Below are 16,756 nucleotides of genomic sequence, written 5' to 3'. Positions count from 1 at the left end.
TTTGTCTCACTATGTGGGACAAATCGGGCCGTCCAGTGGATGGACTCTAAGATGGATAGGTCTGTTTCCACCCCAGTTATCGAGATTGCGGACTTTCCTAATGAACCTTTTCCGGACCAAATCCATCGAGCAGTCCATGTCCGACGCCGATGAACCCGGACGCAAGCTGAAGCGCACGCTAAGCACGTGGGACCTCATGATCATGGGGGTCGCGGTTGCCGTGGGCGCCGGGATCTTCTCGGTCGGCGCCAAGGCCGCCGCGAACTTTGCCGGCCCTGCCGTCACCATTTCCTTCGCGATCGCCGCCGTCACCTGCGCGCTCGCCATCATGTGCTACGCCGAGTTCGCCACGGCCATCCCGGTGGCAGGCTCGGCCTACGTCTTCACCTACGCGACCATGGGTGAGATCCTGGCGTGGATCATCGGCTGGAACCTGATCCTCGAACTCTTCACGGCCGGCGCCGTGATCGCGAAGTACTGGGGCATCTACCTCAGCAAAGTCTTTGCGCTCATGGGCGTGGACATTCCGCCGTCGATCTCCCTGGGCGGGGTCGACCTCTACTGGGGCGCCTTCCTGATCGTTGCCATCTTCACCGTGCTGCTGGTCCTCGGGACCAAGCTCTCCGCCCGCGTCGGCAACATCTTCACGCTCATCAAGATCGCGGTGGTCCTCTTCGTGATCGTCGTCGGCTTCACGTACGTGAAGTTCGAGAACTACGCCCCGTTCGTCCCGGCCTCCGAGCCGACCGGAGGCACCGGAACCGCGGATGTCCTCAAGCAGTCGTTCTTCGGCTTCCTGACTGGCGCCGCCCCGGCCCAGTACGGAACCCTCGGGATCTTCGCCGGCGCCGCCCTGGTCTTCTTCGCCTTCATCGGCTTCGACGTCGTCGCCACCTCGGCCGAAGAGGTCAAGAACCCGCAGAAGACGCTGCCCCGCGGCATCTTCGGCGGCCTGGCAATCGTTACCGTGCTGTACATCCTGGTGTCGCTGGCGTTGACCGGCATGGTGTCCTACACCCAGCTGGCCGAGGCCAAGAACCCGACGCTCACCACCGCCTTCGAAGCGGTCGGCAATACCGACGCCGCCAAGGTCATTGCCTTTGGCTCCCTCGTGGGCCTGACCACCGTGATCATGGTGCTGCTCATGGGCCTCTCGCGCGTGGTGCTCGCGATGAGCCGCGACGGCCTGCTTCCGCGCTCCCTGTCCAAGACCAGCTCGGTGCGGGGGACGCCGGCCCGCCTGCAGATCATCTGCGGCGCCGGAGTGGCGCTCGTCGCCGGCCTGACCAACGTGGACCTGCTCGAGGAAATGATCAACATCGGGACCCTGTCCGCCTTCGTGATGGTGAGCCTTGGCATCCTGGTGCTGCGCAAGAAGCGCCCGGACCTGAAGCCGGCCTTCCGTGTCCCGTTCGGCAAGGTGCTCCCGGTCGTCTCTGCGGTCCTGTGCCTGTACCTCATGACGAACCTGGCCGTGGAAACCTGGATCTTCTTCGCCATCTGGCTCGTGATCGGTATTGCGATCTACTTCGCCTACGGCCAGCGCCACTCCCGGCTGAATGAAAAGTTCGCGGAGGCCCGCGCCTCGGTGAACGGCACGGCCAGCGCGGCCGGAGCGCCCGCGGAGGACAACGAGGACGCGCTCACCCGCTCCTGAGACGGGAGCGATCGGCCCCGCCGCATCGAGGTCGCCGGAGCCGTGCGAATTCGCTGGAAATTTCCGGCGTAACCGCACGGCTCCGGCGACTTCGGCGTTGGTGCGCCGCTCCGTAATGGCGGCGCTCCCTAAGATGGACACATGGCCCGCCCAGCAAGACCGGAACGCAAATCAGAGTTGCTGTCGGCAATTCTCGACTACCTCATGGACAAGACCCTGGCGGAACTGACGTTTCGCGGCCTGGCCGACGGGCTGGGTGTCAGCAGCTACGTCCTGGTCTACCACTTCGGGCACCGCGAACAGCTGATCAACGAGATCATCCGCGGCATCGAATCCCGGCTGGACAGCATCCGCGCCACCGACGTCAGGGACATCGACCGGGACGCGTGGCGGGCCTTCCTGCTTGAGTCCTGGCAGTGGACCATGGCGCAGCGCAACCGGCACCTGGCCCGGCTTGAATTTGAGGCCACGGCGCAGGACATTGTGGCGGCGGTGCCGCGCGGCACAGCGCAGGAGCACTTCCGGATGCTGCACGAGAAGGCCCGGGACTGGCTGGTCATCCAGGGCATCCAGCCGGAATTCGCCGACACCGACGCCCGGCTGTTCACGGCCGCGTTCTACGGGCTGCAGTTCGATTTCGTCGTCAACAACCAGCCAGAGGAAGCCACCAAGGCCTTTGAGCTGATGATGCTGGTCTTCTTCAACAACCTCGACAGGCGCCTCGCCACCGACGGCCAGCACATCTGAGCAGAACGTCAGGGAGCAGCGTAGCGGCCCTCCCACTCCACGAGGGGGCGCAGTTGCTCCCAGCGCTGTGCCACTTCCTCCACCGCCCCGGGACCGGCAAGCCAGCCGGGCTGGCCCACGTTGACGCCGGCCGTGAGGGATTTGTGCTTGAGCAGCTCCGCCCGGGGATGGTCCTTGTCGAAGCCCCGCGGCACCGTTTTTAGCCGTTCGCCCTCCACCGCGAACCCTGCCGCCTCGACCTTCCGCACGATCGCCTGGAGGGCGTCGCCGCTGGCGGGATCGTCCACGGCACCGCGAAAGCGTGCCAGCTGGGCCGGAGTGTGGGTGTGGCAGCCGCCGCCGATCAGGAGGCCGTCGGCGCTGAGCTGGATATAGAAGCCCACGCCTTCGTCCACCGCCGCGAAGGCCCCCTGCGCGGTCTTATAGGGTGACTTGTCCGGCGAGAACCGGACATCCCGGTTGGGGCGAAAGAGCTTGGCCCGTCCGAAGCGTGGCTCCAGCTCGGCCAGCAGCTGGGTCAGAGGCCCCTTCACCACGGCCTCGTAGACCGGCTTGTGCTCGAGCCACCAGTCCCGGTTGTTGTTCTGTTCAAGATCGGCGTAGAACCGGAAGGCGTCACGTGGAATGCCTGCGAATGGAGTGCCAGCGAAAGCGGTCATGCCCAAATCCTACGGAGCCGCGGCACGCGGTGGCGAGGGCCACGCGCACCCATGTGGATAACCGCAAAACGCCCCGCCACGGGAGTCCGTGGCGGGGCGTTCTGTTGGCTCCAGCTGTCACCGAATGCCGGTCACCGGCCGCCCAGGCGGCCGTCAAGGCCGGCAATCAGGCAACCTTCGACGCAACTATCAGACCTTGTTGGCGGCCTCGGCGTCGGACTCAACCTGGCCGGCACCGAGGTTGGCGCGCAGCTTGGCGCCGAATTCAGCGTCGACGTTGGTCCAGTACGCGATGGCGCGTTCCTTGATGCTGGCGTTCTTGACGCCGCTGACGGCGCCGGTGACGGTCTCCAGCAGGCGGGCCTTCTCGCCGTCGTTGTACACCTCGCGGTACAGCGTGCCGGCCTGGCCGAAGTCGCCGTCCTCGGCATGCAGGGAGTGCGCGGAGAGCGTGAGCTCGCCGTCGTTCTCCCAGCCGCCGCCCGCAACGCCGGGCTCAACGGCAGCCGGGCCGCCCACAGAGTTCGGTGCGTACACCGGAACGGACGGGGCGTTGAAGTGGTAACGCCCGGCGCCGTCCTGGCTGTAGTTGTTGACCTGGCTCTTGGGCAGGTTCACCGGGAGCTGCGCGTGGTTGGTGCCGACGCGGTAGCGGTGCGCGTCCGCGTAGGAGAAGATGCGGGCCTGCAGCATCTTGTCCGGGGAGGCGGCGATGCCCGGCACGAAGTTCGACGGCGCGAAGGTGGCCTGCTCGATCTGCGCGAAGTAGTTCTCCGGGTTCTTGTTCAGCTCCATGGTGCCGACCTTGACCAGCGGGTAGTCCGCGTGCGGCCACACCTTGGTGAGGTCGAAGGGGTTGAAGCGGTACGTCTTGGCGTCCTCGTAAGGCATGACCTGGACGTGGAGGTCCCAGGAGGGGAAGTTGCCGGCGGCAATGTTTTCCTGGAGGTCGCGGATGTAGAAGTCGCCGTCGGCGCCGGCAAGGGCCTCGGCCTCGTCCCCGGTCATGGACTTGACGCCCTGGTTGGACTTGAAGTGGTACTTGACCCAGAACCGCTCGCCCTCGGCGTTGATCCACTGGTAGGTGTGCGAGCCGTAGCCCTGCATTTCACGCCAGGAGGCCGGCAGGCCGCGGTCACCCATGAGCCAGGTGACCTGGTGGGCGGACTCGGGGGAGAGGGTCCAGAAGTCCCACTGCATGTCGGCGTCGCGCAGGTGGGTGCCGGGGAGGCGCTTCTGGGAGTGGATGAAGTCCGGGAACTTGATCCCGTCGCGGATGAAGAACACCGGAGTGTTGTTGCCGACGAGGTCGTAGTTGCCCTCGGTGGTGTAGAACTTCACGGCGAAACCGCGGGGGTCGCGCCACGTGTCGGGGGAGCCTGCCTCGCCGGCAACGGAGGAGAAGCGGATGAGCATGTCCGTCTCAACGCCGGGCTGGAACAGTGCGGCCTTGGTGTACTTCGAGACGTCCTCTGTGGTCTTGAAGGTACCGAAGGCGCCGCCGCCCTTGGCGTGCACGACGCGCTCCGGGACACGCTCGCGGTTGAACTGCGCGAGCTTCTCGATCAGGTAGTGATCGGTCAGGATGATCGCACCGTCGGCGCCGACGGACTTGGAGTGGGCGTCGGAAGTGACGGGAGCCCCGGACTGTGTCGTGGACACGGCGGGCGCAGAGATGATCTCAGTCATAGTTCTCCTTGGGTTGGGTTTCTTAGTTTCGTTCGGAGGGAAGCTGTTGGGTGCGCTGGCAGTCCTGGCAGATGCCCTGGTACAGCACGTCCGCGATCTGGATGGTCATCGGCTTGGCGTCCGCGTTCCAGTGCGGGGTCAGGCAGGGCGCGTGGCCCACGGCGCATTCGACGTCCTCCACCCGGCCGCAGCTGATGCACACGGCATGGTGGTGGTTGTCCCCGACCCGCGTCTCGTACAGCGCGGGGGAGTGCGGGGGCTCAAAACGGCGCAGCATGTGCAGATCCGTGAGGTCCCCGAGGACCACGTAGACAGACTGGGCGGTCAGGTCCGGCAATTCCTGCCGGGCGGCGGCAAGGATTGCCTCTGCCGGCGAATGCGGGTGATGTTCGACGGCGGCCAGCACGGCCAGGCGCTGCTTGGTCACCCGGCGGCCGTGGGCACGCAGGGCGGCTGCCCATGCGTCGTGGGTACCCGAGGAATCCGTCATACCCCCATTCAAGCACTTATTATGACTGCCTCACAATAAGGCGTGGCTAATATTGTCCGGCCGTGTCACAGGGCAGTCCCGGTTCGCCACTAGAGTTGCCCGGTGGAGAAATTGCTGGCGGACATCACGCCGTTGCGTGAAAGTCCGGCCTTCCGCCGTCTGTGGCTTGGGTCCGCCGTCTCCGCCCTGGGCAGCCAACTGACCTTGGTGGCCGTCAGCTTGGAGGTCTACCGGCTGACCCAGGACAGCCTCTACGTGGGCCTGCTGAGCCTCTTCGCCCTCGTGCCGCTGGTCTTTGGCGGCCTCCTGGGCGGCTCGATCGCCGACGCCCATGACCGCCGCACCGTGGCCCTGCTGGCCTCGTCCGTCCTCTGGCTGACCACCGCCGCGCTGGCCCTCCAGGCGTGGCTGGAAGTGGGCAACGTGTGGCTGCTCTATGCGCTCGTGGCGGTGCAGAGCGGTGCCCAGGCCATCAACCAGCCGGCACGCAGCGCCATCATCCCGGTGCTGGTGCGCAAGGAGTTGCTGCCGGCCGCAAATGCCCTGAGCATGATGATTTTCGGGCTGACCATGACCGCCGGCCCGCTGCTGGCCGGCGTGCTCGTGGCATGGGTGGGGTTCGGCTGGACGTACACGATCGACGTCATCAGCTTTGCGTTTGCGTTCTGGGCCCTCCTGAAACTGCCTTCCATGCCGCCGGGCGAGCACGCCAGGCCGGCCGGGCTGCGTTCCGTGGTGGAGGGGTTCCGTTTCCTTGGCACCCGGCCCAACCTCCGCATGACGTTCGTGATCGATCTCGTGGCCATGATCTTTGCCCAGCCCCGGGCGCTCCTGCCGGCCATCGGGGCGTTGATGATCGGTGGCGGTGAGGCCACTGTGGGGATCCTGTTGGCCTCGATGGCCGTAGGGGCGTTCCTGGCCGGCCTGTTCTCGGGGCCGCTGGGCGGCGTCCGCCGGCAGGGGGCCGCGGTGGTGTGGTCCGTGATGGGCTGGGGCGGCTCGGTGGCGGCCTTCGGCCTGGTGGTGGTCCTGGCCGGGCATTCCGGCGACGACGGCGTGGGCATGTGGCTGCTGCCCGCCGCCCTGTGCTGCGCGCTGGCCGGCATCGCGGATTCCGTGAGCGCAGTCTTCCGGACCACCATCCTGCAGGCCTCCACCCCCGACCATCTGCGCGGGCGTCTACAGGGCGTCTTTGTGGTGGTGGTCGCCGGCGGACCCCGGATCGGGGACATGCTGGCCGGCGGCGCGACTAAACTTTTGAACGAGGGGTGGGTCCTGCTGCTCGGCGGCATGTTGTGCATCGCTGTGGCCTGGATATTGGCCCGCCAGCAGAGTGGATTCCTGCGGTACGACGCGCGGAACCCGGTGCCATAGCGGTTCGTTTTCCTTGGTAGGTCAGTGAATTACAGGGCATCAGCTTGCAGTACACGTATCAGGAGGACCAGTGCACAAGCATCACAACGGACTGAAGACCGCGGCGCTGTTCGGAGTGCTGTGGGCGGTCCTGCTGGGCCTGGGGGCGTTCATCGCCGCGGGGACCCGCAGTGCGGCGCCGATCTGGATCATGGCCCTGATCGGGGTCGGCACCACGGCCTACGGGTACTGGAACAGCGACAAGCTCGCCATCCGTGCCATGCAGGCCTATCCCGTCACGGAGGCCGAGGCGCCCCAGCTGTTCCATATCGTCCGGGAGCTGTCCGGCCGGGCCAACCAGCCGATGCCGCGCATCTATGTCTCGCCCACCATGGCGCCAAATGCCTTCGCCACCGGCCGGAACCCGCAGAACGCGGCAGTGTGCTGCACCGAGGGCATCATGCGGATGCTGGACGCCCGCGAACTGCGCGGCGTCCTGGGGCATGAACTGATGCACGTCTACAACCGGGACATCCTGACGGCGTCGGTGGCCGCCGCCGTCGCCGGCGTCATCACTTCGGTGGCGCAGATGATGTTGCTGTTCGGCGGCGGGGACCGCCGCAATGCGAACCCGTTCGCGGCGATCGCCATGGCCCTGCTTGCCCCGTTCGCCGCATCCCTGATCCAGATGGCCATCTCCCGTACACGGGAGTACGACGCCGACGAGGACGGCTCGTCGCTGACCGGAGATCCGCTGGCGCTCGCCTCCGCCCTGCGCAAGATCGAGCAGGGCGTGCAGCTGGCGCCGTTGCCGCAGGACCAGCGGCTGGTCAACGCCTCGCACATGATGATCGCCAACCCGTTCAAAGGCGGAGGCGTGGCCAAGATGTTCTCCACCCACCCGCCGATGGCCGAGCGGATCGGCCGGCTGGAGCGGATGGCCGGGCGGCCGCTCAGCTGAAGCAGGCTGCGGGTCTGGCGACGCGCGAGTAGTTCCGCGACACGCAAAAGGGCTGGCGACACCGGTATTCCGGTGTCGCCAGCCCTTTTACACGTCGTGCGGAAATTTGCGCCGCGGACGGGCAGCTAGCTGCGGAAGTTCACGAACTGCAGGTCGGCCTCGTCGAAGCCCTTCAGCAGGTTCATGGTCTCCTGGAGATCATCGCGGGACTTCGAGGTCACCCGGAGCTCGTCGCCCTGGATCTGTGACTTGACGGACTTGGGGGCCTCGTCCCGGATCAGCTTGTTGATCTTCTTGGCGAGGTCCTGGGCGATGCCCTCCTTGATGGAGGCCTCGAGCCGGAATTCCTTGCCGGAGGCGTAGGGCTCGCCGGTGTCGAGGGACTTCAGCGAAATGCCGCGGCGGATGAGCTTGGACTGCAGCACATCGAGCACCGCGAGCACCCGCTCCTCGGAGTTGGCCTTCATCAGGATCTTCTCGCCGCTGAAATCGACCTCGGCGCCGACGCCCTTGAAGTCGTAGCGCTGGGCAATTTCCTTCTGCGCCTGGTTCAGCGCGTTGGCGACTTCCTGCTTGTCTACCTTGCTGACGACGTCGAACGTGGATTCGCCTGCCATGACTTTCCTCCTGATGGTTGCCGGGTGCCTGCGTGAGGCCGGGATGTCTGCATTCCAGACTAGTACGGATGCCCCCGATGTGGCGGCCGGCCTTGCGTCTCGGGTTTCACAGTCCGCTCATAGCTCAATCACGGCGGGAACGAAGCCGGGCTGGCCAGAGTTGCAAGAGTTGGAACCGCTGCTGAAAGGCAAGAACATGCACCAAAAGGCCGTCCGCTACGTCAACCGCACCACCGCCGCCGCTGCCAGCACCCTGGCCGCGACGGCGAGCTCCGTAGCCGCCGCCGCGCTGGCGGCGTCCATCATCCTGAGCCCGGCCGCCGACGCATCAGTCCGCATGGACGGGGTCCACACGGACCTGGCCCGTGCCGTCGAGCTGAACCAGGTCACCGCCGAGCAGGCGGCACGATTCGAGGCAAGGCTGGCGGGGCGGATCCTCGGCGAGGCCTGAAATTCCGCGGATTCTGGCCCTTTTTTGATCTGCTGAGGCGCCGATTCGATTCTTCGGCGGAAGTTCTGTAAAGTTGTCTTGCCCGCGGGTGCTGGAAGCGGAACGAACTGGAAACAGGCGTTCCAGGACTGGAATCCGCGAGTGATCTTCTTTTGAAGTTCGGCAGATTACCCGAGCGGCCAAAGGGGGCTGACTGTAAATCAGCTGGCAACGCCTACGGGGGTTCGAATCCCTCATCTGCCACCCTTGGAGAAGCCTCCGGAACCATTAGGTTCCGGAGGCTTTTTCTTTGTCCACGGCCCGACGGCCCGTCTCCACAGTGCAAAGGCCTGTCGCAAAGGCCCGGCTCAGTCGGCCTGGGGATTCGGAATGGTTACCGTGGTGCCGGCGGGCGGAATCCATTCGCCTCCGGTCAACAGGTTCAGGTTGGCTGTCCGCAAGGCATAGAGCGGGACGCCGTAGCGGCTCGCGATGCCCGAGGGAGTGTCTCCGGCGCCCACCCTGTACAGGAGCCGTCCCTGCCCGTCCTGCCCGGTCACGCTGCCGCCGGCCCCTAGCTGGGGCACGTCCACGCCCCTGAGGTCGATAATCTCTCCTGCGGCAACGGACTCCGCTTCGTTGAAGCTCCTGAGGATCTCCGGAGTCATCCGGAAGTGGGCGGCGATGCCCTCCCAGGTGTCGCCGTCGACGGCCGCGTAGCGCATCGGCAGGAGGAACCCGTTCACTTCGGTCGTCCCCCGCAGGCCCCCGGACGCCGGGGACGTTGCGGGGGCGGACGCCGCAGGCCGGCCCGCCGGAACTCCGCCCGGGGCCTCTGCGCCGGAAGAACAGGCTGCCAACAGAATGGCGAGAGCCGCCGCGAGAACCGCGGCCAGGAGAACTGCGGCGGCGGGCCGGACCCGATGTGCACCGGAATCGAGATTCACCCTGTGTGTCCTGTCGATCGGGGCCTCCCCCCGAGGCCCGCTGTCGCCAATTATTCCATACGTTTTATGAAACCCGCTGTTCCGCCAGGCTGTCCTGTCAGGCAGCGCCCCCGCATTCGGTATAGTGCCGGTCATGGACGACAAAGCAATCTTGCACACTTACCTGCGCACGCGGCGACAAGACCTCCTAGGGAAGCTCGAAGGCCTCGGCGAGTACGATGTGCGCCGGCCCCTCACGCCCACGGGAACCAGCCTGCTGGGACTGGTCAAGCACGTGGCCAGCGTCGAACTCGGCTACTTTGGCGAGGTCTTCGGCCGTCCCAGCGAGCTGAAGCTGCCGTGGTTTGCCGACGACGCGGAGCCGGACGCGGACATGTGGGCAGCCCCCGGCGAGACGCGCGAGCAGATCACTGAGCTGCACCGGCTCTCGGCGGCCCACAGCGACGCCACCATCGATGAACTCCCGCTCGACGCGCCCGGTGTGGTGCCCTGGTGGCCGGACGAGCGCAAGCACGTGACCCTGCAGCAGATCCTCGTGCACATGTGCGTGGAGACCGCCCACCACCTCGGGCACGCCGACATCCTGCGCGAACTCATCGACGGCAGCGCGGGCCAGCGTCCCGGGGACCCGAACCTTTCGCCGCGCACCGCCGAGGAATGGGCCGTGCACCGGGCCCGCATCGAGGCGGCCGCCGTCGCTGCCGAAGCAGGGGCGGCAGGCCGTTAGTACGGCGGCGGGTACAGGCCGCTAGTGGACAGCCAGTGGCAGCCAAAACAGCATCAGGCGGCCACTGCCGGCCGCTTTGCCGGCGTCGCCCGCATGGAGCGGATGATCACGGCGCTGGCCGCGGACAGCTAACCGTCCGCCGGGTCCGGGCCGCCGGGTTGTCCTTCCCGCAACTGGCCTTCCAGCAGCTGGCCTTCGAGCAGTTGGTCCGTGGCGGGATCGGGCAGGCCATCGAAGTAGCGGTCCAGGACGACGCGGAACACGGGTTCGCCGGGCGCGGCCCGCTGGAACAGCGTCATGGAGGAGTGCAGCTTCCGGGTGTCGATGCCGCCGAAAATTTGCACCGCGGACCGCCCCTGAAGTTCGGCCACTGCGGCGGCGGCCTCCCGCAGCCGCGGGCCAAGGACGCCATGCCGGCAGTATGCCCGGGCCTCGGCCAGGGAGGAGATGGCGTACTTCTGGGCGGTTTCGCTGCGGCCCAGGCCTGCGAGCTGGGGGAAAACGAACCACATCCAGTGACTCCTCTTCATGCCTGACCGCAACTCCGCCAGGGCGTGCCCGTAGGTTCCGCCGGCGTCCTGGGCCGCCACGAACCGTTCAAGATCGTAAGGGTCTTCCATGCCCGCTAGGCTACGGCCCCCCGGTGCCGGAGTGATAGCGCGGCGACAGGCCGCCCGCGGGCGAAGGGGTCATTCGGCCGGGGCTGGATTGCCGGTCCCGGGCGTATCGTGTCCCCCATGGCGAATGTCTTGGAGATGGTCGGCGTTGTGAAGCGGTTCGGGCCCGTGGTTGCCTTGAATGGGTTGGATTTTTCAGTCGAGGCGGGCGAGGTCCACGGCTTCCTCGGACCGAACGGCTCCGGCAAATCGACCACGATTCGCCTGCTGCTGGGCATGCTTCGCGCCAATGCTGGCTCCATCCGGGTGCTGGGCCTTGACCCGTGGCGCGACGTCGCGAGCCTCCACCGGCGCCTAGCCTACGTCCCCGGGGATGTGGCGTTGTGGCCCAACCTGACCGGCGGAGAAGTGATCGACCTCCTCGGCCGGCTCCAGGGCGGCCAGGACCTGGCCCGGCGGGCCCAGCTGTTGGAGCTCTTCGACCTCGATCCGACCAAGAAGTCCCGGGCCTACTCCAAAGGCAACCGGCAGAAAGTGGCCCTGGTCGCTGCCCTGGCCACCGACGCTGAGCTGTTCCTGCTGGACGAGCCCACCAGCGGACTGGACCCCCTGATGGAGGAGGCCTTCCGCGGCTGTATCCGGGAACTGCGGAACCAGGGCCGCACGGTACTGCTCAGCAGCCATATCCTCAGCGAGGCCGAAGCACTTTCGGACCGCGTGAGCATCATCCGTGAGGGCCGGGTGGTGGAGACGGGGCGGCTCGATGAACTCAGGCACCTGACCCGTACCTCCGTCACTGCCGATGTCGCGGTGGTACCGGCGGGCTTGGATGCCCTGCCAGGCGTTCACGACGTCGTCGTCAGGAACCACCGCGTCAGCGCCCAAGTGGAACCGTCCGGCCTGGCCCCGTTCATGCGGGCGCTGACCGACGCGGGACTCGTCGCGCTGACCAGCCAGCCGCCCACTCTGGAGGATCTCTTCCTCCGCCACTATGGCGCGGCGGTGCCCGTGGCCGCGGCCGGGTCGAGCAGCGGACGCACCGCCGATGCGTGAAACGTTGGCGGGGACCGGAGTCCTGATCAGGCTCGGGCTCCGCCGCGACCGATGGCTGTTGCCGGCGTGGATCGCCGGATTCGCCGCGACAACGTATTCAACCGCGGTGGCCGGCGCCGAGCTCTACCCCGATGTGGGGAGCCGGGTCGAGGCCGCGACGGCCCTGAATGCCACGGCCTCGCTCGTGGCCCTCTTCGGCAGGGTCTACGACCCCACGTCCCTCGGTGCCCTGTCCCTCATCAAGTACACGGCGTTCATGGCTGCTATCCTCGCCGTCCTGATGGTGTTCATCACCGTCCGACATACCCGCAGCGACGAAGAGTCCGGGCGGCTCGAGCTCCTGGGCGGCGGCCGGATGGGCCGCGACGCGCCGCTCGCGGCCGCCCTCACCATCAGCTTCGGAGCCAGCATTGTCCTGGGGCTGGTCACGGCGGTGTCTTTGGCCGCCGGCGGACTTCCGGCCGCCGGCTCGATTGCGTTCGGACTGGGCTGGGCTGCCACCGGCATGGCGTTCAGCGCCGTGGCCGGGGTCACCGCCCAGCTGACGGCCAGCGCACGGGCGGCCACGGGAATGAGCCTCGGCGTCGTTGCCGTGACCTATGCGCTGCGGGCGGTGGGGGACCTCGCCGAACCGGGGCCCTCCGCGCTGTCCTGGCTTTCGCCGATCGGCTGGAATCAGCAGATCCGGGCCTTCGCCGGGGACCAGTGGTGGGTGCTCGCCCTGCCACTGGCGCTGTGCGCCTTACTCGTGCCCGTGGCCCTGGCACTCCGCGCCCGTCGGGACCTCGGCTCCGGCCTGCGCCAGGAGCGCCCCGGCCCGGCTCGCGGCTCGCTCCGCGGGGTTGGGGACCTCGCCGTGCGGCTCCAGTTCCGGCTGCTGGCGGCCTGGGCGGTCGCCTTCGTGGTGTTCGGCGTGGTGATCGGATCGCTGGCCGGCAACGTCACGGACTTGTTGAGTTCGCCCAACGTGCAGGACCTGATCATGATGCTGGGCGGAACCCAGGCCATGACGGACGCCTTCATTGCAGCGGAGATCAGCATCATGGGACTGCTGGCCGCTGCCTACGGACTGTCCGCGGCCAGCCGGCTCCGTGACGAGGAGACCGACGGCCACGTCGAGGCACTGCTGGGCACCGCCACCACCCGGCCGCGGTGGGCGACCAGCCATTTCGCCCTGGCCCTGGCCGGCGTCGCCGTGCTCATGCTGCTGGCGGGAGTGTCGGTCGGGGCCGGCGCAGCCACCGTCCTGGCCGATGCCAACCAACTCGGCCGCGTCACACTGGCCGCTGCCGCCCAGATCCCCGCGGCCTGGGTCATGACCGCGGCGGTGCTGGCGGTGTTCGGCTGGGCGCCCCGGCTCACCGGGACGGTCTGGGCCCTGCTGCTGCTCTTCGTCGCGCTTGGTGAGTTTGGCGTGCTGTGGAATGCCCCGGAGTGGCTGATGGAGCTCTCCCCGTTCCGGCACTCGCCGCTGCTGCCCCTGGATTCCGGCGCCGTCGGGCCGTTGCTCGGACTTACGGTGACTGCCGCGGCGCTCGCCGCGCTGGGGTACGCCGGCTGGCGCCGCCGGGATCTGGCCCCGTGAGCGGGCCAGAACAGCCACTACTCGCCAATAGGGGGCAGCGGTAATATCAGATTCGAGAGTTCTTGGCGCATTCCGGCACTGACGGGACGCCACTCTCGGGCCGGGTCGGAGGGCGGGATGCAGGACGCATACGGGCTATATACCCCGACCACGCTGGTGGAAATCGGGCTTCTGCTGGCGACATTTATCCTCTGCTCCCTGATTGGCACTGAGCGGCAGGTCCGGCAAAAGGTCGCTGGCTACCGCACCCACGTCCTGGTCGGGCTCGGATCGTGCACGTTCACCCTGATCTCCGCCTACGGCTTCGCCGCCGCGCTGGCGCCCGGGGCCACCATGGACCCGTCCCGTATTGCAGCCCAAATCGTCAGCGGCATCGGCTTCCTCGGTGCCGGGGTGATTTTCAAGGGACGGAACGTGGTCCGCGGCCTGACGACGGCCGCCAGCATTTGGGTTTCTGCCGCCGTCGGCATGGCGTGCGGGGCCGGAATGCTGTCCCTGGCTGTTTCGCTGACGGCTTTCCACCTCATCACGTTGTACGTCGTTTCTCCCGTGATCAGGAAGATCCCGACCCCCGACGCCCACCGGGTCCTGCACCTGGGCTATGACGACAACCGGGGCGTGCTGCGGCAAGTGTTGGAGATCGCCACGAATATGGGGTTCAGCTCGTCGATCCTGAGCATCAATAAGGCGGGCGATGAACAAAAGCCGATCGTCCTCATGGACATCCGCTTCCATGGTCATCTTCCGCTGCGGGAACTCGTCCCCTACCTCCTGGATGTGCCCGGCGTGCAGAGTGTGACCGTTCGCGGCACCGATCCGAACGAGGACGACGACGATCCCAGCGCCTGAGAACCCCAGCAAGCACGCCGCCGAGACTCCCGTGACTGGCGCACGCTGATTGAAGCCGTTCGGGATGACCGTTAGAGTCTGCGGATGACCGAGAACAGCGTCGCTTTGACGGATACCGTGTGCGTGCGGGTGCTGCGCAGGTCCGACGCCGGGCCCCTGGCCGACGCCTACCGGCGGAACCGGGAGCACCTGGCGCCCTGGGAACCGCTGCGGTTTGAGGAATTCTTCACCGCAGAGGGACAGGCCGCCAGCATTGAATCCAAGCTCGGGTTGTTCATCGCGGGAACGGACGTGCCCTGGGTCCTCGTGGAAGGCTCCCGCATCATCGGGGTGATCAACCTCAGCGGGATTGTCCGGGGACCATTCCTCAGCGCCCACCTCGGCTACTGGGTGGACAAGGACATGACGGGGCGGGGAATTGGCTCGGCCGCGGTGGAGTTCGCCCTGCAGACCGCGCGCAACGAACTGGGGCTGCACCGGCTGCAGGCCTCAACCCTCCCGCACAACGCCGCGTCCCAGCGGATCCTGAAGCGCGCTGGCTTTGAGGAGATCGGCCTGGCAGCCCAGTACCTTCGGATTGCCGGATCCTGGCAGGACCACATCCTGTTCCAGCGGATACTGTTCTGATGGCTGATATTCCGGTTGCACCCGGTCCGGCTGGACCAGGTCCCGATTCACCAGTCCGGGCCGACGTGGACGCCATAGCGGCGGAGGGACTGAGCCGCGGCTGGACGGAATTATTTCCAGACAAGTATCCGCACGCAGGCGGCCCCGCCCACTTCGCCGCCTACCTCGTGAATGCGGACGGCTACGAAGTGGAGCTGATTGCTGCGGGCTGATGGCGCCGGTGCCCTACGGATTGGTTGTCGGAGGTGCCTGCTCGGCCTTCAGTTCCTCGCCGTGGGCGATGATCGCGTAGATGATCAGCACGTCCATGGCGATGACGATGACGGACCACCACGGCTGCTGCGGAATGAGCATCAGTTGAACAACCGCACTGAAGCCGGCAACGACGACGCCAACGACTCGAGCCCACGTAGCGCCGGCGAAGAGCGCGACGGCGGTGAGGATCAAGAGCACCCCGAGGGCGACATTCCACCAGCCCCACCCCTTCGCATCGAAGAGGAACAGGGTTCCCGGGGTCGACAAATAGTAGGTGTCGGGTCCGGTGAGCGCGACGAGGCCTTGAAGGCCGCTGAAAACGCCGTTGATGATCAGAATGACTCCGGCGAAACGGACCCAACCGGTCCAGCCGGTCGCAGTGACAGGGTGATGGGCAGTACTCATAGTGTCGACCGCTTTCCGTTGAATGCTCTGCCGTCGGCCTCATGGTCGGCGCAGTCGTGGGGTGAAGCTAGTACCGATTCCGATTATGTTCCTCGCAGTCCGGGCCGGTCAATCGCTACAGGTCCTCGGAGCTGCCCGCGCCGGGCTCATTGCGATTGCCGTGGATCCGGGTACGTTGAACCATGACCATCCTGCTTGTTGGCGGCGGCCCGGACACCGTAACCGCAGCTGCCGTCTTCGACCGCTTCGTCAGGGAACTCCGGCACCGGGCCTCCGGCAGGGTTCCGCGCGTCGCTGTGGTTCTCTTTGACCATGAGGGCAGCTCGGAATATTTCCTGCCTGCCTATGTGGATCCGCTGCAGTCCCGGACAGCCTGCGAGGTCGTCCCGGTCCTCCTCGGCTCCAACCGGGGCGCGGACCCTGCCGCGTTCGACGACGTCGACGGCATCGTCGTCGGGGGCGGGCCGACGCCGGGCTACCTGGAAGGCTTGCTGCCGTCCGCGCAGCCCATCCGCAGACTGGTCTCCGACGGTGTGCCGTATATGGGGTTCTCAGCCGGCGCGATGGTGGCGCCGGTGCGGGCAATCGTGGGCGGCTACCGGATCCGCGGCCCCGAGGTCTGCCCGGCGGATTGGTCGGAGGGGCTGGAAGAAGTGGAGATCCGCGACGGGCTGGGCCTGGTGCCTTTCGCCGTCGACGTGCACGCCGCCCAGGCGGGAACCCTCGGCCGGGCCGTTGGGGCGGTCGCAAAAGGCCTTGTGGACCGCGCGGTCGCCGTGGATGAGAACACTGCCCTGGTCCTGCACCACGCGGACCTGGAGGAGCTGGACGTGATCGGCACCGGGAACTGCTGGACGATTCGCGGCGTTGGCACCAAGGCCACCGTCTCGGTTCTGTCGGCGCACAGCTGATATGAGTTGAGTCTGTCCTTCACAAACACCTCCGGAGATGTCAGGACGGGATGTATCAGATTCCTTTGAGGACCTGAGGTTGATCCGCGGGATCCTCCCGACACCTTCGGAGGTGTTTGTTATGTCTGTTCAGGGCGACACCTTCGGAGGTGTTTGTTATGTCTGTTCAGGGCGTGG

Annotated in this window: 19 protein-coding genes and 1 tRNA gene; 13 read left to right on the top strand and 7 right to left on the bottom strand. The window is 66.8% G+C overall.

Translation table 11 applies throughout. The features are described 5' to 3' along the window. Window positions 1-100: 100 nt before the first annotated feature. On the top strand, window positions 101-1,657 hold the full coding sequence (locus AC1D0A_RS14705; protein WP_476851254.1) for an amino acid permease: 1,557 nt from the start codon (window positions 101-103) through the stop codon (window positions 1,655-1,657). 141 nt (window positions 1,658-1,798) lie between these two features. After that, on the top strand, window positions 1,799-2,404 hold the full coding sequence (locus AC1D0A_RS14700) for a TetR/AcrR family transcriptional regulator (RefSeq protein WP_028276965.1): 606 nt from the start codon (window positions 1,799-1,801) through the stop codon (window positions 2,402-2,404). An 8-nt stretch (window positions 2,405-2,412) separates the two neighbouring features. Here the strand turns inward: AC1D0A_RS14700 and AC1D0A_RS14695 are convergent, their stop codons facing one another. From AC1D0A_RS14695 to AC1D0A_RS14685, 3 genes are all read right to left on the bottom strand, one after another. Further along, window positions 2,413-3,063: a DUF2461 domain-containing protein gene (locus tag AC1D0A_RS14695; protein ID WP_459385459.1), complete on the bottom strand. Its 651-nt coding sequence runs from the start codon at window positions 3,061-3,063 to the stop codon at window positions 2,413-2,415. Window positions 3,064-3,252: 189 nt separating this feature from the next. Continuing rightward, complete coding sequence (locus tag AC1D0A_RS14690; protein ID WP_028276967.1) at window positions 3,253-4,752, bottom strand: catalase; 1,500 nt, start codon at window positions 4,750-4,752, stop codon at window positions 3,253-3,255. 22 nt (window positions 4,753-4,774) lie between these two features. Next, window positions 4,775-5,242: a Fur family transcriptional regulator gene (locus AC1D0A_RS14685; protein WP_026537503.1), complete on the bottom strand. Its 468-nt coding sequence runs from the start codon at window positions 5,240-5,242 to the stop codon at window positions 4,775-4,777. Window positions 5,243-5,344: 102 nt separating this feature from the next. On the opposite strand from AC1D0A_RS14685, the gene AC1D0A_RS14680 reads away from it, so the two are divergent. Both AC1D0A_RS14680 and htpX read left to right on the top strand, forming a co-directional pair. Continuing rightward, the gene (locus AC1D0A_RS14680; RefSeq protein ID WP_476946115.1) at window positions 5,345-6,616 is read left to right on the top strand and encodes an MFS transporter; all 1,272 of its coding nucleotides are present in this window, start codon (window positions 5,345-5,347) and stop codon (window positions 6,614-6,616) included. 70 nt (window positions 6,617-6,686) lie between these two features. Further along, complete coding sequence (htpX, locus tag AC1D0A_RS14675) at window positions 6,687-7,556, top strand: zinc metalloprotease HtpX (protein WP_476946114.1); 870 nt, start codon at window positions 6,687-6,689, stop codon at window positions 7,554-7,556. A 125-nt stretch (window positions 7,557-7,681) separates the two neighbouring features. On the opposite strand, the gene AC1D0A_RS14670 is transcribed toward htpX, so the two are convergent. Beyond that, on the bottom strand, window positions 7,682-8,173 hold the full coding sequence (locus tag AC1D0A_RS14670) for a YajQ family cyclic di-GMP-binding protein (RefSeq protein WP_018773569.1): 492 nt from the start codon (window positions 8,171-8,173) through the stop codon (window positions 7,682-7,684). A gap of 196 nt (window positions 8,174-8,369) precedes the next feature. Between AC1D0A_RS14670 and AC1D0A_RS14665 the strand changes: the two genes are divergently transcribed. Then, window positions 8,370-8,624, top strand: a complete 255-nt coding sequence (locus AC1D0A_RS14665) for a hypothetical protein (RefSeq protein WP_028276970.1) — start codon at window positions 8,370-8,372, stop codon at window positions 8,622-8,624. A gap of 161 nt (window positions 8,625-8,785) precedes the next feature. After that, window positions 8,786-8,867 (top strand) — tRNA-Tyr (locus AC1D0A_RS14660). 104 nt (window positions 8,868-8,971) lie between these two features. On the opposite strand, the gene AC1D0A_RS14655 is transcribed toward AC1D0A_RS14660, so the two are convergent. Further along, complete coding sequence (locus AC1D0A_RS14655) at window positions 8,972-9,550, bottom strand: LysM peptidoglycan-binding domain-containing protein (protein ID WP_476946113.1); 579 nt, start codon at window positions 9,548-9,550, stop codon at window positions 8,972-8,974. A gap of 133 nt (window positions 9,551-9,683) precedes the next feature. On the opposite strand from AC1D0A_RS14655, the gene AC1D0A_RS14650 reads away from it, so the two are divergent. Beyond that, on the top strand, window positions 9,684-10,277 hold the full coding sequence (locus AC1D0A_RS14650; protein WP_476944244.1) for a DinB family protein: 594 nt from the start codon (window positions 9,684-9,686) through the stop codon (window positions 10,275-10,277). A gap of 128 nt (window positions 10,278-10,405) precedes the next feature. Here AC1D0A_RS14650 and AC1D0A_RS14645 read toward each other — a convergent pair whose 3' ends face one another. Further along, window positions 10,406-10,897, bottom strand: a complete 492-nt coding sequence (locus AC1D0A_RS14645) for a DUF1810 domain-containing protein (RefSeq protein ID WP_476946112.1) — start codon at window positions 10,895-10,897, stop codon at window positions 10,406-10,408. 117 nt (window positions 10,898-11,014) lie between these two features. Between AC1D0A_RS14645 and AC1D0A_RS14640 the strand changes: the two genes are divergently transcribed. The 5 genes from AC1D0A_RS14640 (at window position 11,015) to AC1D0A_RS14620 (ending at window position 15,220) form a co-directional block, all read left to right on the top strand. Further along, the gene (locus tag AC1D0A_RS14640) at window positions 11,015-11,947 is read left to right on the top strand and encodes an ABC transporter ATP-binding protein (RefSeq protein WP_476946111.1); all 933 of its coding nucleotides are present in this window, start codon (window positions 11,015-11,017) and stop codon (window positions 11,945-11,947) included. Then, entirely contained in the window at window positions 11,940-13,532 is a 1,593-nt protein-coding gene (locus AC1D0A_RS14635) for an ABC transporter permease (RefSeq protein ID WP_476946110.1), read from the top strand. Before AC1D0A_RS14640 ends, AC1D0A_RS14635 begins: the two co-directional genes overlap by 8 nt. 117 nt (window positions 13,533-13,649) lie before the next feature. Further along, a complete protein-coding gene (locus tag AC1D0A_RS14630; protein WP_028276975.1) occupies window positions 13,650-14,381 on the top strand; it encodes an MgtC/SapB family protein in 732 nt (243 codons plus the stop codon). A gap of 84 nt (window positions 14,382-14,465) precedes the next feature. Then, on the top strand, window positions 14,466-15,008 hold the full coding sequence (locus AC1D0A_RS14625) for a GNAT family N-acetyltransferase (RefSeq protein WP_476944240.1): 543 nt from the start codon (window positions 14,466-14,468) through the stop codon (window positions 15,006-15,008). Beyond that, on the top strand, window positions 15,008-15,220 hold the full coding sequence (locus tag AC1D0A_RS14620; protein WP_459385449.1) for a VOC family protein: 213 nt from the start codon (window positions 15,008-15,010) through the stop codon (window positions 15,218-15,220). Before AC1D0A_RS14625 ends, AC1D0A_RS14620 begins: the two co-directional genes overlap by 1 nt. 13 nt (window positions 15,221-15,233) lie before the next feature. Here AC1D0A_RS14620 and AC1D0A_RS14615 read toward each other — a convergent pair whose 3' ends face one another. Further along, window positions 15,234-15,668 carry a DUF7144 family membrane protein gene (locus AC1D0A_RS14615; RefSeq protein WP_043436157.1) on the bottom strand — a complete coding sequence of 145 codons (435 nt, stop codon included), beginning with the start codon at window positions 15,666-15,668 and terminating at the stop codon, window positions 15,234-15,236. 182 nt (window positions 15,669-15,850) lie between these two features. On the opposite strand from AC1D0A_RS14615, the gene AC1D0A_RS14610 reads away from it, so the two are divergent. Continuing rightward, the gene (locus tag AC1D0A_RS14610) at window positions 15,851-16,579 is read left to right on the top strand and encodes a Type 1 glutamine amidotransferase-like domain-containing protein (protein ID WP_476944239.1); all 729 of its coding nucleotides are present in this window, start codon (window positions 15,851-15,853) and stop codon (window positions 16,577-16,579) included. Window positions 16,580-16,756: the final 177 nt, after the last annotated feature.

The sequence above is a fragment of the Arthrobacter sp. P1_D4 genome (assembly GCF_056406115.1).
This window is presented reverse-complemented; position numbering and strand designations above follow the sequence as displayed.

Excerpts from the sequence above, each read along its gene's own strand:
- AC1D0A_RS14705 (WP_476851254.1), top strand. The coding sequence starts at position 101 with ATGAACCTTTTCCGGACCAAATCCATCGAGCAGTCCATGTCCGACGCC.
- AC1D0A_RS14700 (WP_028276965.1), top strand. The coding sequence starts at position 1,799 with ATGGCCCGCCCAGCAAGACCGGAACGCAAATCAGAGTTGCTGTCGGCA.
- AC1D0A_RS14695 (WP_459385459.1), bottom strand. The coding sequence starts at position 3,063 with ATGACCGCTTTCGCTGGCACTCCATTCGCAGGCATTCCACGTGACGCC.
- AC1D0A_RS14690 (WP_028276967.1), bottom strand. The coding sequence starts at position 4,752 with ATGACTGAGATCATCTCTGCGCCCGCCGTGTCCACGACACAGTCCGGG.
- AC1D0A_RS14685 (WP_026537503.1), bottom strand. The coding sequence starts at position 5,242 with ATGACGGATTCCTCGGGTACCCACGACGCATGGGCAGCCGCCCTGCGT.
- AC1D0A_RS14670 (WP_018773569.1), bottom strand. The coding sequence starts at position 8,173 with ATGGCAGGCGAATCCACGTTCGACGTCGTCAGCAAGGTAGACAAGCAG.
- AC1D0A_RS14665 (WP_028276970.1), top strand. The coding sequence starts at position 8,370 with ATGCACCAAAAGGCCGTCCGCTACGTCAACCGCACCACCGCCGCCGCT.
- AC1D0A_RS14650 (WP_476944244.1), top strand. The coding sequence starts at position 9,684 with ATGGACGACAAAGCAATCTTGCACACTTACCTGCGCACGCGGCGACAA.
- AC1D0A_RS14645 (WP_476946112.1), bottom strand. The coding sequence starts at position 10,897 with ATGGAAGACCCTTACGATCTTGAACGGTTCGTGGCGGCCCAGGACGCC.
- AC1D0A_RS14640 (WP_476946111.1), top strand. The coding sequence starts at position 11,015 with ATGGCGAATGTCTTGGAGATGGTCGGCGTTGTGAAGCGGTTCGGGCCC.
- AC1D0A_RS14635 (WP_476946110.1), top strand. The coding sequence starts at position 11,940 with ATGCGTGAAACGTTGGCGGGGACCGGAGTCCTGATCAGGCTCGGGCTC.
- AC1D0A_RS14630 (WP_028276975.1), top strand. The coding sequence starts at position 13,650 with ATGCAGGACGCATACGGGCTATATACCCCGACCACGCTGGTGGAAATC.
- AC1D0A_RS14625 (WP_476944240.1), top strand. The coding sequence starts at position 14,466 with ATGACCGAGAACAGCGTCGCTTTGACGGATACCGTGTGCGTGCGGGTG.
- AC1D0A_RS14620 (WP_459385449.1), top strand. The coding sequence starts at position 15,008 with ATGGCTGATATTCCGGTTGCACCCGGTCCGGCTGGACCAGGTCCCGAT.
- AC1D0A_RS14615 (WP_043436157.1), bottom strand. The coding sequence starts at position 15,668 with ATGAGTACTGCCCATCACCCTGTCACTGCGACCGGCTGGACCGGTTGG.
- AC1D0A_RS14610 (WP_476944239.1), top strand. The coding sequence starts at position 15,851 with ATGACCATCCTGCTTGTTGGCGGCGGCCCGGACACCGTAACCGCAGCT.